This is a genomic window from Chloroflexota bacterium, assembly GCA_016197225.1.
In the GTDB taxonomy this organism is placed as follows: domain Bacteria; phylum Chloroflexota; class Anaerolineae; order Anaerolineales; family VGOW01; genus VGOW01.
In genome coordinates this window covers 1-15,684 of sequence record JACPWC010000057.1, presented here as the reverse complement: position 1 = coordinate 15,684, position 15,684 = coordinate 1, and the positions used below count along the sequence as shown (strand labels likewise).

Here is a 15,684-nt window from a genome sequence, read left to right as displayed (position 1 = left end):
GCCGCTTTAGCCTATACTGAATTGCATATGGCTTGCCGCGCTTGTTGGGGTAGAGAAGAACAACCAGTGATAGTCAGCGAAAACACAAGGATCAAAACGATCAGTTTATTCACCTGTTATACCTGTCGTTTCGATCGATTCAACAAACCATTTCTGCAACACAAAGTACATTATCAACAATGGCAGAATATTTAAAAATGTGCCGCTTAGTTTTACCGCCTCATTTAGGCGATCAAAAATATTCACCGTTCCAGGTGGATACAAATTCTCATATGCCTGAACAAACTTTGATAATTGCATTGGCAGTGACTGGATGCCGCCTTCAAGAAATATGACGGTCAAATAAGTCTCATTCCAATACCAAACGGTCGAGAAAATGATCGAAATAATATAGGAAGGTATTGCGGCCGGCAGAGCGATTTGCACAAAAATCTTTATGTCAGATGCCCCATCCAAGCGCGCGGCCTCTTCCAATACTTTGGGCAAAGAAAGAAATGTCTGGTAAAAAATTAGAATGAAAATAGCGCTCTTAAATCCCTGCCCCATAATTGCTGGCAAGATCAGAGAATAAATATTGCCGAGCAACCCAAGACTTCGATAAGTTAACATCTGCGGGATAACGGTGTTTTGCGCGGGGATGACGAACGTGGCAAGAATGAGAACAAATATGAGATTTTTGCCCCAAAACCGATACCGCGCCAACCCATAACCAACAAGCGAACACACAATAGCCTGAATGACCGACGGGACAACACTAATCATTACAGATGACAATAGTGTAGTGGGATAATCTAATACATGGTAGGCCTTGATATAGTTGCCAACGAATAATTCAGTCGGAACCCATTGCACCATCGGGTTTAGTAAATCCGCCGGACTTTTCATGCTAGTGACAAACATGAATAACAGCGGATAAAGATAAACAAAGCCAATGGCGATCAACAGCATATACAACAATATATTAAATATCAATCCATAATTGGCCCGATTGCCCAGCAGAAAGCTTTTCAAATTTTCCTGAATAAATCTTTTCATATGCGGCCATCTCCTCTTATCTGATTTTTTTCTCCGCGCGAAAGTTTAGGAGCAAATATACAATCGCCAGAAGCAAAATCAGCACAAGGAAATATAGATGGTAACGTAATTTTCCAAAAAGATTCCCAGGCAGATGCCCCATCAATGGCAGCCGCCTCATAAATGCTCTTGTCAATTTTCTGCAAGCTGGATAAATAAATCAGGATTTGTACGCCGGAAAACCAGAGGATTAATATAAACGAGGTAAGAAGGTATTCAATCGGATTGCGTAAATAGCGCGGCAGCTGGGCTAAAAAATCCGCAATTACTGCTGAATTAGCAATCCCCGGCACCGAGGTAGCGCCTTGCGATGTCAGTTCCTGAATCACCGGTCCGCTGGTGATGACAACCGGCAAAAAGAAAATCGTTCTGAATAAACCCTTGAATCTGAAATTCAGATTTAAAAATAAAGCGATAATCATTGAAAATATCAATACAATCGGCACTGAAACTAACGTTTCGATCACATATCCGATTAATAACTCCACAAATGTCGGGTCTGTAAATAAGGCTCTTGAATAATTCGCCCATTCAACAAAATCAAGATTGATGCCTGTTGCCGAAACAGTGACCTGGTTCAGGCTATAGAAAAAAGTTTGAATTAGAGGGACTAACGTAAATATCCCAAAGCCTAAAATCCAAATCATGACGAAAGCATAGCCGTAGAGCGCCTCTCTTGTGCTATGCCTCATTTCTTTGTTGCGAAAAGTCTTGCGCAAATTCACGGTAACACATCCCTGATTACAGCATCTTTACTGTTGACCACAACATCGCCGACTAAGAATGGCTTATCGTTATAATTGACAATGATTTGTTTTCCGTTAGCGTAGGTTGTGGCCACGACGCCGTCCTCAAGAACCTGCCGGGCGACAATTTCCTGTCCTTTTACCGGCCCTAGCAGATTGTTCAGCCATTGGTAAGTTCGTTTTATCTCTTGTGTCCATTGGTCATAGGATGAGGTATAAATCCAGTTTGAACTGGTATTAAGAATTTTGGCGGTTACTTCATAACTGAGAAAATATGACGGATAGACGCCGAAATCAACATGCCGTAATAAATCATCCTGCAAATTGGATGAGAAATTCAACGCTGTCCCATAATAGGGAACATAACCGGCAAAGACAATCTGTAAAAACGGCACCGCATCGGTGGTATATATGTAACCGCTATTGGTTAAAGGTATATCATAATAAGCCTTCATATAACCAAACATGTAATCATTCGGTGTGTAAAAAGATGTGCTCTCATTGTTTTCAGCCAGCAAATCTTGATATTTCCTAATTGCATCTTCTCGATTCAAAAAATGATTGCTTTTAAAATCACTATAAAGCATCGAACCGATACCATCTAATGCCAGGCCTGCCTTAAGTTTCGAAAAAACATCATTGCTAAGCGTAGAATAGTGTTTGCTGAACGCATCAAAATTTAGATAATAATTAACTTTGTTACGATTGTAACCCTGCAAATTAACACTGGTAATTGACATCGCCAGATCGTTGCGGGGCGAATAACCATTTTCATCCTTCAATGCCGCCTGTGGATCCAAATACAGGTAAAAATTTCCGCCACCCGCAGCGATTTTTTCAATTAATGAGCGAAGCTGATCCGGGTTGCCTAAGCTACTATCTAACTGCAATGATTTTGGAGGCGTGCTGGAAGCGCCAAGCGGCTGCCAGCCGTAGTAAATGACATCCGGGTTCTTAATCCCTAAATCTTTTAGAATATCGCTCATCTGGCTAACGGCAGTCATCGCAATTAAGCGATTCCACAGCAAAATTCTTTCTTTATCCCCGCCCAAAAATTCGACCCTGATCCCGATATCGCTGTTTTGATCGGGAATCTTTTTTAAGATCCCCTTTTCAATCAAATACTGCTGATAGCTTTTCGCCATCCCTACATAATCACCATCGTCTTTGGTCAAAAAACGATAAGATATCTTCACATCAAACGCATTCGTTCTGGGCTGAAGAGTTGTAACACCAGCTCCCGAGCGATTGGTAGCCTGGAAGTAACTTTCGTTATAAATAAATGCATTGTATAGAAAATTGAATTTCGTGATGATACCCGCCATATGCGCCTGGATTTCACCATACGATGCGCCTTTTTCGACAATGGCTATAAATGCATTCTGCTTTTCCCCATGAACCATACCAATGACAGGTATTGAAATTTTGTATGGCCGGTTAACCGTTGGATCATAAGGTAGCGTGGTGATCATGCCCAAATCCGCGCCATAATATCGGCCATAAAACATGTTTTTGGCTTTTGTAGCCGCACTGAAGCGAATCAGACTTCCGGATCCATCGGGAATGAACATATAGCCTGGAACACTATCTTCTTTGGTGGCCCCCAAAAAAGGATATATATAAAGCAAACCTAATTTATAATCCGCGTTTTCCTCTTTAATTGACTCAAACGGCACTTCAACACTGACACCCTTTGCCTCCAATCGGACAATAACGCCAATCGATATTGAGACATCGCTGAATTTTATCAAAGCCTCAAATCCCTGGTCAATTGGTTTTACTTCAATAGAACGATTTGAGTTGGTGATGGAGGCGCGTTTGCTGATTGCTTTTTTATCCAGATAATCAATGCTGATACCACTGCGAGCAAACGCTGTCCATGTCTTGTTTAGTTGATCATCTTTACTGACTTCATCAAGATTGGAATGCCAGACATATCCACTACGCTTATCAACTACTTTAAAAGCTAAAGTGGATTTATCTGCATATAATTGAAAAAAGGCATTTTCGGCCACGAGTTCATAGGAATCCGGGATGCCTTGATAGTTTTGCCAGTTTGTATTTACGGTATTGAGCCGGGTAAACTGATTAGAAGTAAATTCAGGCTTCTGCGCTATGGCAGTCAGCGATTCGGCGTTTACTCCCAAAAACAACCAAATTAAGATGAAGCTTTGAAATGTTCGCTTTATTTTAGCCACGTAATCCTACTTCCTGAAGTATTGCTGAAATAAAGTCAAACAGCTGGTTGAACAGGACATACAGAATGTATCCCGTCAAAAGGAACAGAGCCATGGTGAATATGGTGATCAGCACGTTTCTCACCGTCTCTGAAAACGAATAGTTGTGAACTTCCTTCACCATGATAAAAAGCATGATCCCCATCCAAAGCCCCATCAAATTGAGGGAGAATGAGTAAATGAAAATCTCGTTGAGCGTCAAAACATTCGAGATCAGGGCAATTGGTAAGGCAAACAGCGCATAGGGGAATAAACTATAGGCACTGCCGGTGATGACATCCCGGATACGGCCCTCCCCGTCACTGATAGTAGATACCAGATAATTCGCCGCGTTCCAAAGAACAATCAACAAAACGGTGTTGACGATTTCATTCTCTAACCGGATATCGGACAACGAGGTATATGGATTAAAGGTAAATCCTGTTAAATAAAGTGACAATACCCTGACCACGATCACCCAGCCATAGATCAACAATGCAAATTTCCAGCTACCTCGAAGGTCCTTCTTGATGTAATAAAAGCTGTCCGCCGGAAATTTAATAAACCGGAACATGAAAACAAAGTCATCCACCAGCTTGATGCGCTGTAAATCTCTAACCCACTGTCGGATCGGATCAAACCATTTGTGCCGCTTATCCAGCCGCATGACCCCTTTTTGAACCAGCGACAAGCCGATGATCCACAAAATGGTCTGAGTCAAATACTGCTGTAAAACGAAATTCCGTAATTCCCAAAATGCCTGCGAATACCCGTTTCGGTCTTCAGCATATTTATAGCTGGTGAGGGCGTTTGGATAATCTCCCTGCTTAAAATAAGCATCTGCAATAGCCTGATACGACATAATAAAAGAGCCGTTGTAGTTTAAGACCTCTTCAAAATAAGGTTTGGCCTCGCTGTAAAACCCTTCCATATACAAACGAACACCATCGTGTACGAGCCTGGCAAAAGCTGTGGTTTGATAAACGACAATAGCGTTTTTGTCTTTATCCAAGACATAAATGGTATCCTGATACCGTTCGATGGCAGTTGGATTCTGCAGGGTGCCCAAACGCTGATCCCCAGTGTCCTGTGCTCCGAACACGAACAACAGTGTACCGTTAAGATCATATTCGAAGATTACTCCGTCGGCGGCAATTGCCAATATCAAACCATCTTCACTCACATCAATATCCCGAAACGAGGTTGACCCAATCGTGTCAGGAAAGATATTTTTGCCAGAAACCGTAAACCGCCGGATGCTCTTTGCATCTGACGTGCCGGCAGTGATCGTATACACCAGCGATTGATGATCAATGGCGATATTGGAGGGGGAAGCCGCCTGGTTCTTAATAAACTGATCCAGTTGCTCTTTGGTCAGAAACAACCGTTGCAAAATCATCTTGAGCGACATTGAGGCAGAATTCGCGCCGAAATACCCGATGAAATTGCCATTGGTGTTCATTTGAACGATCCCGTTGACCGAGCCTTCGCTAATGACGTACAAATTCTGGCGCGCATCCACCGCGATTTTCCGGGGCAGAAATTCCTGGTTTTTTCCAAACAACGGTTCGGTAGGACGTCCGAATTGGTTCAGTACACTTCCGTCGGGAGCCAGGGTAAAAATGGCATCTTGCTCTGCATCCGCCACATACATGATCCCTTCATCATCCACGAACAGCCCGGTCGGCTCTCCTAAAATTCCCTCGCCATAAGAGGCGATTACCTCAAAATCCTGCAATTTCACGATCCGCCCATTTTCGGTATCCGCGATATAAATATACCCATCCGGGGTCACAACCATATCTTCTGCGCCGGATATGGGCAAATCCACCTCGGCAAAGGGCGTGTACGCGTCTTGAGTCATAAAAAGCCCCCCTCCGGGGCCTAATGCCCACGTCGTATAGGGAGACTCAGCACTCGCCTGAGTATCTGTTAATAAAAATATCGCGGCGATGAAGGCGATCTGAATAAGCCTTTTCATTATTTGAGGCCCGAATGGGACATGGTGCTCATGACCTGGCTTTGTAATAATATAAAGATGATTAAGTTGGGCAAAAACATTATCAATGAAGCCGCCGCCGCAATCCCCTGGCCGGCCACTGCATTAGCACCTGCGGTTGTTGTCGTCAGGGTCGTCAGATAGAACGCGAAGGTCTTAAGGCTTTCACTGTTGATATACAAAGTTGAAATATCCGCATTATTCCACGTGGCCTGAAACGTCAAAATGGCAATAGTGGCAATCGCGGGTTTGATCATGGGCAAAATAATCCGCCAATAGATCCCCACGTCGGACGCGCCGTCAATCTGCGCGGCCTCGACCACCTCATCGGGAATCCCGTCAATGAACTGCTTGAGCAAAAACAACCCGACCGGCAAAGCTAATCCCGGCAAGATGTGAACCAGGAACGTATTCATCAGGTTGAGTTTCTCGATGATCAAAAAACGCGGGATCGTGACCGCAATCGGCACGAACATCAAAGCCACCGTATTGATGGCGAATAAAGCCTTTTTGAGTTTGAAGCGTTTTTTCGATAAGGCATAAGCCGCCGCCGTCGAGACCAGGATCGAAGCGCCAATCGTTACGATAGTGATGACGACGCTGTTGAATAAATAACGGCTGACCGGAATCCCGGAACTCGACAATTTCGCAAACAAGTCGGTAAAGTTCTTGAAGGTCGGATTGACGACAAAAAAGCGCGGGGGGTAAGCAAACAATTCGTCGGGCGGTTTAAAAGCGTGAGAGAAAATAAAGATGATCGGCAACAGCATGAAAATGACTAAAGGCAGCAGAAAAAAGTAAAACTTTATCTGGCTTGTATGAAAGCCCTGAGGATTGATCCCCCGATTGCGAATGCCGGAAAATCGGCTGCTAAACTTCTTGCGGCTCATCATTTTCCTCTAATCCTCACTGCCAAATAATCTGTTTGCAAGTCTGGAAAAAAGGAGCACCATCAGCAACAGTGCGACCGAAACTGCCGCAGCGTATCCCATTTCATACCGCAAGAAACCAAAGTCTTCGATGTGATTGACGATCAACTGCCCGGCATATTGAGGCGTGGGGTTCCCCCCGGAAAGAGTTACACCAATCGCGCCGGCCTGGAAAGTAGCGACAATGGACATCACCGCGCCGAATAACATTTGTGGTTTCATGGAAGGGATCGTAATATGAATGATTTCCTGGAATCGATTACTGATCCCGTCCAGGCTACCAGCTTCATAAAGCTCGGGATTGATCTCCAAGATACCGGCAAGCATCGCCAAAAAACCAACCCCCATACTGCTCCACAAAGTGACAATGATCATAATGGTCATTAAATACTGTGGCGACTGAAGCCATTGAATAGGTTCTTGTATGACACTCATCCCCAACAAAATACTATTTAAGTAGCCATTTTGGTCACCACTGAATAAAGTCTTCCACACGACGGCCATCGCGACGCCTGACGTCATAGAAGGAGAATATAAGATCAAGGCCAAAACCGTGCGGGGGGCTTTCGGGAGCTGCGCCAAAATCCAGGCGAGTAAAAATGACAAGATGTAACCGCCCGGCCCGACGATCACCGCAAATTTGATCGTGTTGGGCAGCACATAACGCATGAAAATTTCGTCCTGCGTCAGCAAGACAATGTAATTTCTTAAACCATTGAATTTGGGAAATTGAATGGTGTCAAAAAAGGTAAACGACAGAAAGAAGGCCACTAAAACGGGCACCACGATAAAAATGATAAACATCAGCGCGTACATGGACAGAAAAGCATATGCGCCGCTTTCCTTCTCAACCCATTTTTTTAGCGCCTTACCGAAAGGCCAATCCCACGAAGACTTCTGCTGCAAGAGGATGGTCTGCTCACTTGTTTTGGCCGTCATTCTCCAGCCTCCATCCACCCCTTGACGGTTTCTATCGTCGGAATCTTGAACTCTTTCACCTTTACCCCGTTTTCGAGATACCCGAACTCTTCCATTTTCCGGGTGATTTCACGATTGATAATGATGATAGAACTGTCAATGGCGACGCGAGGATTCACCCCATCGAAAACGATCTTGTTCCAGGCATTGCTCAGTTCTCTTTCCTGCATGTAACTGCCAGGGAGTTTTACCGGCTCTTGCAACCATTGCCATTGTTCCAAAATCACGTCTTTCTGCTCCCGAGGGATCGGAGAGTACGCAAATGCCTCCACATTCGCCGAGTTCCACAAATACTCCAACCCGTAATTTAGGATCAATTGCTGTTGAAAATCTACTTGGGTCTCCGTAGACATCCACCATTTCATAAACGTCCACGCTTCATCGGGTTGATCGGTATTGGCAAATATGATCCCTGCTTGAGCCGAGCCAGTCGCATACCGGTATTGTGTTCCATCGGCCAAGACGGTTGCCGGATACAAGTCAATCCCCCACAACCCATTGATTTCCGGCGCAGCGGTTAACAATTTGAGATAGGTTTCAAAGTTGGATACCCCAATGGGCAAACTGCCGTATCGGAAACTATCGTAAAAACTTGAAGTCGTCAGCGGCATACCGTAGATGGTAAAACTCTCGGCCATAAACTTCATGGCGTTAATGGACTCCTCACTGCCTAACCCGGTTGAAAACCCATCGGCACTATACAGCTGTGCGCCCTGATTAAAAACATAAGGCGCGGTCATTAAATACCCTTTGAAGCCACTGCCACTGGAAAGGGGTGTGTTGAAATTCATCCCGTATCGTTGCAGTTCAGGCAAAATCTCAATCACCTCATCCCATGTATGCGGAATCGGAATCCCCAATGAATTCATAATGTCTTGCCGATAATAAGTGACCCAGAAATCCTGCGTTTCTGGGATGGCATAGACGGAGTCGTTAATAATGTAACTTAATAGCGAGCCAGGGGAATAGATCCTAATATAAGAATCAAAGTCGTCAAATGACCGCAAATCTTTTAGGGCATTACGGATCGCTAATTCATACGGAACATTCGTACTGACTCCCAGGGCGACATCTGGTTGTATACTGGCGGCATTGGCCAGCACTAATTTTGACTCATCTGGCATGATGGAGAACTTTACTTTTATGCCTGTGTCTTTTGTAAACGATTCATCCGTCATCGTTTGCAATAAGTCGAGATACTGGCGCGGACGATTCACCCAAACTTCGATCTCGTCTTCACCGGCCCCAATGGATTGATAGGGATCCGGTTCAAATGAGTGGATAAAGCGTTTGATTCCCTCAATCAAAGAAGTAAAAAACGGCACTTTAACCTGCGGAGGCACGGTATCCGGTGAATGAACATAGATCTTATCCAAAGCCAGAGGCTGACTCTGCAACGTGGGCAGAATATTACCAAGCAATTGGGCGGCTGATCCCGAACCTTCTGAAAAACGATTCATTCGCACTGGAATCTTGTCGGGGTCCTGCGCCAAAAACAGGATGTTGTCTATCGCCATTTGATACGTCAGAATTTCTTGTGACCCACCGCTTTCATTAATGGCTGACAAAACATCCAAATCTTCGCGCAGATCATCCGCAATGGCGATGAGTTGCTCTTGGAGATCGGGGATATATTCGGAAATTTCCCATTCTTTAAATGGATCAACCTGGTTTCCAGTCAGTTTTTTGATTTCCAAAGACAGGTTGTTGATATCTATCAACACCTTTTTGATTTTTTCAATCGCCGAATGGTAGGGAGAATTATTCGCTTCAATCCCCAACACATTCACGCCTTTTCTCAAAAAAATCTTGTAGGGTGTGTCGCCTCCCAGTGTCATGTTGGCCCATTGAGAAGAATAATCAAAAGCCACCTCATTCAACTGCTCAAACAAAACGGCGTCATTGATAGTAATTCTTCTGAAAACAGTAAAATTGTTTTTGGTATTCTGAAGCGCGCGCAGGGTAATTAAATACATTCCATCTGCTGGCACGTCAAATTCATAATAGACAGCGCTTCCACTGCGTTTCCAGCTTTCACCGCCCAGGGTGTTTAATAATAGTTGGTAGGTATCATAAGGCGTTACCTCCAGGCTGCGATTATTGATCGGGCGAATCGAGGTGTCGTTTTTATAGGAAGGGTGTTCGGCCTCAATGTCGATCAACACACCCGAAGAATCAGGGGCCTGGTTGTCTGTTACGTATTGGTCGTAATCAGGATATGTTGAAAATGTTTCAATATAAACACTCCCCAACAACATGGATTCTTCAGTTAATTTAAACTCAAAGTTATGCTCCCCTTTGGGTAAATAGAATTGCAAAGGATATTCCTGGCTGAAATTCGCATCTCGCAAGGCGGTTTTTGCCCAGCGAACCAGCCTTTCTTGGCGGATTAAAGCTTCATTGCCATATCTGTCCAACGGGAACGTATCCCTGGTATTTTGATAAAAAATCGGAAACACAATGCGCTGTGTATCGTTCGAAGGGAACGCCCCATCCACCAAAAGTTGTCCTTCGGGCGCATTGATGAATGACTCGGGGGCGGCCATATCAAAAGATATTGTATAAAGCCCCTCTTCCTCAAGCAAAACATCAAAACGGATACTGTCATTTTGCTGAAGGAATACACTCGGTTTCTCATACAAGCCGGCGATTTCATGTTTGGTTATGGGCAGTCCGAGTGAATCGGCGCGAATCTCGATGATATTCCTGTGTTCAGCCCTATCAGGAGATTGACTTTGCTGAGCAGCAACCACCGAATTATGGTTTTCAGTCAATGAGGCGCACGCCGAAAACGGCGTCGCCGTCATTAAGATGGTGACTGCCCCTACTAACCTTAGAAATCTACTAAACTTCATTGGAATATCCAATTTTAGTTTTATCCGATTTTATAAAAAAAGGGGCGTTGTGAAATCACAACGCCCCTTTTTATTCACCAACTACTTGTTCATTTCAGATGCTGCATCTGCCAAGATTTGATTGGCGAACTCTTCCAATTGCGCGGAGTAGTCCTCGTATTTGTAACGACCATCATTTGCGAAATTGAACATAAACCACATATTAACATCTTTATCTTCGCCGACGTCAATACCTGGTTTACCTTCCCAGCGCGCATTGATATAGCCCGGGACGATCTTTGCTAGAGACTCAATCACACTGGTGTTCAGGTTATCCAGTGCTTTGAGGATGCCCGGCTTGTCTACGAATTCTTTATAAAGCTCTATAGAAGCATCATTGACCGAAACCGGCATTTTGGGTGCAGAACCCGCGGCGCGGGCTAATTCTGCTTCTTTAGCATAGGCGGCAGTGGAGAACGTCATCCACTTAGCAAACCTATAGGCTTCTTCCAGGTTAGCGGTTGTCTTGGACACCACGATGACATCCGCCACTAGTGCCTGATTGCCGCCAGGAATACCGATGAAGTCCCAATCAAAAGAAGCTTTTTGCACGTAGTCTGGCACTGCCCAGGAGGCATCCCACCGCAAACCGACTTCTTGATTCAGGAACAACTCCCAAGGCCCGGCAGATTTAAAGTTCGTTTTCTGCTCATCCGACAAACCTTGCCAGGTATAAGGTTTCACCTCGCCCGCCTTGGCAAGGCCTTCCTTAAACGCGGAGGAGTTGTAATTCATCTCTGTTCCGTCATAGCTGAACCATTTCAGGTTGCTGTCAACGGCGCTCGGATACCACCCCATAACGAACTCTTGTTCATCCAAGCCAAGAACGCCCTTGGAGACATCAGTTAAGGTGGTTATACCGGTATTGAACTCGTCAATTGAAAAACCATATTCTGGCGCATCCAGGTTGGCAGCCTCGTACAGTTCTCGATTGACGAAATAGCCCATGACGAACTGGGCCGCTGGCAAACCGAGAACTTTGTCGTTGTAAGTAAAGGCGTCTTTTAAGACCTGGGGAACATCCTGCCAATCCGCATCATCGTTCGTCAAGTCTGTTAAATCGGCCAGCCATCCGTTGGAAACATATAACGGAACATTGTTAGCCATAAAGACATCCGGCAGCTCTCCCTTAGCCGCATAAGCAGTTAGAATTGCGTCCCAACCGCCTTCACCGGACATATCCACAAACTCAATCGTCACATGCGGGTTTAAGTCTGTATATGCCTTGACCAGTTGCCTTTGAATGTTATTTTCTTCTTCGGTTCCCAGGTTCCAGTTCGCATATCTCAGCGTAATCGGTTCCGGCGCGGCGGTAGGCGGCACGGCGGTGGGCGGTACAGCGGTAGCCGGCACGGCGGTGGCCGGCACGGCGGTGGCTTCTGGTTGTGTCGCTGCAGGTTCAGCGGTCTTCGTGGGTTGCGTGGTGCATCCGATAAGACTTGCAACTAACATTACAGTGAACACTAATTTAGCGTAGGTTTTCATTTCTTATCTCCTCATTGATTATTGTGATTTGTAAAAAAACAAACATGTTTTGTTTTGGCCTATCCCAATAAGCACCTCCTTTCTTTTTCAGCGCCATATTAACGAACGGGGTTTTGTTCAGCCTCTCCCATGATTATTTCGACAATATGGGTTTGCCCGTCATTAAAGACTGGAATTAATTTGCCATCCAAGATTCTTCCGTCAACCGCCACAGATTTAACGCCTTTACTGACATTTTCGGGGTTTTTTACATCAATTTTATACAGAGCGTTGCGAAATTTCCGAGTTACTTTATAACCCGGCCAATTTGATGGAATGGACGGCTCCACCGATAAACCGTCTTCCTGCGGTCTGATGCCCAAAATCCAGTGAGTTGCTACACGGTGCAGCCATTGTGAAGAACCTGTATACCATGTCCATCCACCACGACCATAAAACTCGGAAAGCGGGCCGTCAACATTGCCGGGTGTTACATAGGGTTCTGCCTTATATGTGTCAATATCCTGGCTTCTGTTAGGCGGACAAATTTTTCGGTAAGCTTCATAGGCTAATTCCGGTTGATCAGCAAGTGTATATGCCCAAACTGACCAGGTTGCGGCATGAGTATAAACTCCGCCATTTTCACGCAATCCCGGGGCATAACGGGTAACATATCCAACATCCGGACGAGGTTTTGTAAAGGCTGGATAATTAAGCAGCGTTCCATAATCCTTCAACAAATATTTCGTTACAGAAGCCATGGCGGCTTTGGTTCTGTTATGATCAGCCACACCGCTGATAACGGCCCAGTTATTCGGCATCAAAAATATCTTGCCCTCATCATTCTCTTTTGATCCCAACAATAAACCATCATCGGTTGTTGCCTGCAAATACCACTCACCATCCCAACCATAACGGTTCAATGCATCTTTTACGCTCTGGCGGACCGTGTCGCACCGTTTGGCAAAGTCATCGTCCGCGCGCATCCTGGCAACCGGAATAAAATTTCCGAGGATCATATATAAGAACTCGGCAACCCAAAAACTTTCCCCTTTCAAAAGCGTTCCGACCGCGCTCAATCCGTCATTCCAATCATGATCGCCCATTAAAGGAATCCCTCTTGGCGAAAAGCGAAAGAAGGATCGTTCGATTGCCCGTTTGCAGTGATCGTAGAAGGGTTCTGCGGGACCGTTCAGATAAGGGATCATTTCATCCAATATGCTGAAATCATTAGTTTCTTTTAGATATGCATCCAAGATAAACGGTAGCCACAGCAAATCATCCGAGCAGTTTGTACGAGGGCCGCCGCCTTTAATGGAGAACCACCAATGCAAAACATCTCCCTCGATAAATTGTTGTCCGGCATGCGCCAACAACTGTTTTTTGGTATATTCAGGTTCGCTGATCAGGAAAATCTGACTGTCTTGCAATTGGTCTCGAAAGCCGTATCCGGCTGATACTTGATAAAAAGCTGACTTACCCCACAATCGGCAAGAAATCGACTGATATTTTAACCAGGTGTTGGTCATAAAATTAAACGCTTCGTCCGGGGTTTCCACCCTCTCACTGTCAACAAAGCGTGACCAGAAATCTTTGACATCCTGCAATGCCTGTTCACTTTTCTCAACTGCAGTATAACGGCCTATTAATTCAGCTAAATCCTCTCTACCATCTTCGGCAACCCCAAGAGTAAAAACCACGGTTCTTGATTCGTTGGGTTCAAGAGTCACCTTAACCTGCAAGGATGCAATGGCATCGGTAAATCTTCCAGTTCTGCCCGCCAGTAAGCTATCGGCCATAGCCTTTGGTTTATCATCATTGTTATACAAACCGATAAACGATTCTTTGTCACAGTCAAATGACTTCAAAGGTTCACTGACCGACATAAATGCGGTGAATGGCCAATCGGTATTGTTGTGTCTGCCTTTATCGTCCGGGAAACCCCATAAGCATTTGCGGGCGTATACCGTGCTCCCTGCTACATCGGCCGATGTTTCGATAAACAATTTATGAAACTCACGGTGTTCATCTGGCGCAAACCCCAATAACCACTCAGCATAAGATGTGATATCAAGTTCACGTACCTCATTGCTTTCATTTATAAGTTTTAGCTGAAATATCTCTGCTGGATCTTTCGCTGATACAAAAACTGTTAACTCGCTGTCAATTTCTTCGACTTGCTGGATGAATTTGGAGTAACCAATTCCGTGAACAACTGAATAATAATTATACGGGTGCATCACCGGTTTATAAGTTGCAGACCAATAAACATTTCTTTTTAAGTCGCGAATGTAGAAATACTTTCCCCAGTTGTCCTTTATCAGATCCTGAAACGACCGTGTAATCCGATTTTGTCCTGCATTACCTCGCCAACTGTAACCGGATCCGTTTTGGGAAATCATGAACCCATAATCTCCGTTGCTTATGATGTTTCCCCAAGGTCTGGGCGTTATAGGAGTCGTAATAATGTATTCTTTTCCATCTTCTGAAAAATAACCGTAGGCATTTTCAAATTTCTTATTCATTTTGCTTTCTGAGAAGATAGGTTGTGACAAGAGTCTGGCTCTATCAGATTTAACTTGAGAAATTTCTTGGGTCGTAGATGAACGCTGGTTTTCGCTGAAAAAAAACAAAATCCGCGTTTATCCGCGTCCCGTTTCCCGCTAAAACGGGAGAACCAAGAGTCTTTCCTTTTCTACATCTTTGACATCAATTATTGATAATCTCAAAAAGTGAAACGTTTCACTCTCTTAGAAAAAAAAACGAAAATTCGTTTTTCGAGAGGGTTCCTTGTGGTTAAGGGCATGGCAAAAATTATCATACCTTTTTTTATTTGTCAAGGTTGGAGAGCCTGCGGGATGCCGATACCCAAAGGGGCGTTAGAGCCGCTTCAGTGGGGCCACGCTTTTTCAAGCGTGGAGAGAATAGGCGACGGGCGGAGTTGGGAAATTGTCGGTATCGCTTCAATGGGGCCACGCTTTATCAAGCGTGGAGAGTAGAGTAAGTGACGGTCATCCCCTCGCCTACGCTGAAGCTTCAATGGGGCCACGCTTTTTCAAGCGTGGAGAGTTGAACACCTTGACGCATTGCGGGCCTTTGCCGCCAGCTTCAATGGGGCCACGCTTTTTCAAGCGTGGAGAGGTGGCCGCCGTCTTGCCTAACAATTTTACCAACCTGGCTTCAATGGGGCCACGCTTTTTCAAGCGTGGAGAGTTTCCAGGGCATCTCTCCACCGCATGACACCTCAAAGCTTCAATGGGGCCACGCTTTTTCAAGCGTGGAGAGTTTGAACACGACGGACATCTAATGAATCTGTCACCGTGCTTCAATGGGGCCACGCTTTTTCAAGCGTGGAGAGACCACGCATTATGACCGAGAGCCACG

General features: G+C 45.0%; 9 protein-coding genes and 1 CRISPR repeat array. All 9 genes read right to left on the bottom strand.

All coding sequences use genetic code 11. The features are described from left to right. Positions 1–105: 105 nt before the first annotated feature. Positions 106–1,035 (bottom strand): carbohydrate ABC transporter permease, encoded by a 930-nt coding sequence (locus tag HYZ49_09685; protein ID MBI3242548.1) that lies wholly within the window; start codon positions 1,033–1,035, stop codon positions 106–108. Then, on the bottom strand, positions 1,032–1,766 hold the full coding sequence (locus HYZ49_09680; GenBank protein MBI3242547.1) for a sugar ABC transporter permease: 735 nt from the start codon (positions 1,764–1,766) through the stop codon (positions 1,032–1,034). Before HYZ49_09680 ends, HYZ49_09685 begins: the two co-directional genes overlap by 4 nt. Before the next feature lie 29 nt (positions 1,767–1,795). Beyond that, positions 1,796–4,018 (bottom strand): hypothetical protein, encoded by a 2,223-nt coding sequence (locus HYZ49_09675; protein ID MBI3242546.1) that lies wholly within the window; start codon positions 4,016–4,018, stop codon positions 1,796–1,798. After that, positions 4,011–6,017: a hypothetical protein gene (locus tag HYZ49_09670; GenBank protein ID MBI3242545.1), complete on the bottom strand. Its 2,007-nt coding sequence runs from the start codon at positions 6,015–6,017 to the stop codon at positions 4,011–4,013. Before HYZ49_09670 ends, HYZ49_09675 begins: the two co-directional genes overlap by 8 nt. Further along, complete coding sequence (locus tag HYZ49_09665; GenBank protein MBI3242544.1) at positions 6,017–6,925, bottom strand: carbohydrate ABC transporter permease; 909 nt, start codon at positions 6,923–6,925, stop codon at positions 6,017–6,019. The genes HYZ49_09670 and HYZ49_09665 overlap by 1 nt, the downstream gene beginning before the upstream one ends. Positions 6,926–6,934: 9 nt before the next feature. After that, entirely contained in the window at positions 6,935–7,903 is a 969-nt protein-coding gene (locus HYZ49_09660; GenBank protein MBI3242543.1) for a sugar ABC transporter permease, read from the bottom strand. Further along, positions 7,900–10,749 carry an extracellular solute-binding protein gene (locus HYZ49_09655; protein ID MBI3242542.1) on the bottom strand — a complete coding sequence of 950 codons (2,850 nt, stop codon included), beginning with the start codon at positions 10,747–10,749 and terminating at the stop codon, positions 7,900–7,902. Before HYZ49_09655 ends, HYZ49_09660 begins: the two co-directional genes overlap by 4 nt. Positions 10,750–10,878: 129 nt before the next feature. Continuing rightward, positions 10,879–12,321: an extracellular solute-binding protein gene (locus HYZ49_09650; GenBank protein MBI3242541.1), complete on the bottom strand. Its 1,443-nt coding sequence runs from the start codon at positions 12,319–12,321 to the stop codon at positions 10,879–10,881. Between the two features lie 98 nt (positions 12,322–12,419). Beyond that, positions 12,420–14,825 carry a glycosyl transferase family 36 gene (locus HYZ49_09645; protein MBI3242540.1) on the bottom strand — a complete coding sequence of 802 codons (2,406 nt, stop codon included), beginning with the start codon at positions 14,823–14,825 and terminating at the stop codon, positions 12,420–12,422. A 362-nt stretch (positions 14,826–15,187) separates the two neighbouring features. Next, a CRISPR array of direct repeats spans positions 15,188–15,658; the repeat unit is 36 nt; unit sequence GCTTCAATGGGGCCACGCTTTTTCAAGCGTGGAGAG. Between the last annotated feature and the right edge of the window lie 26 nt (positions 15,659–15,684).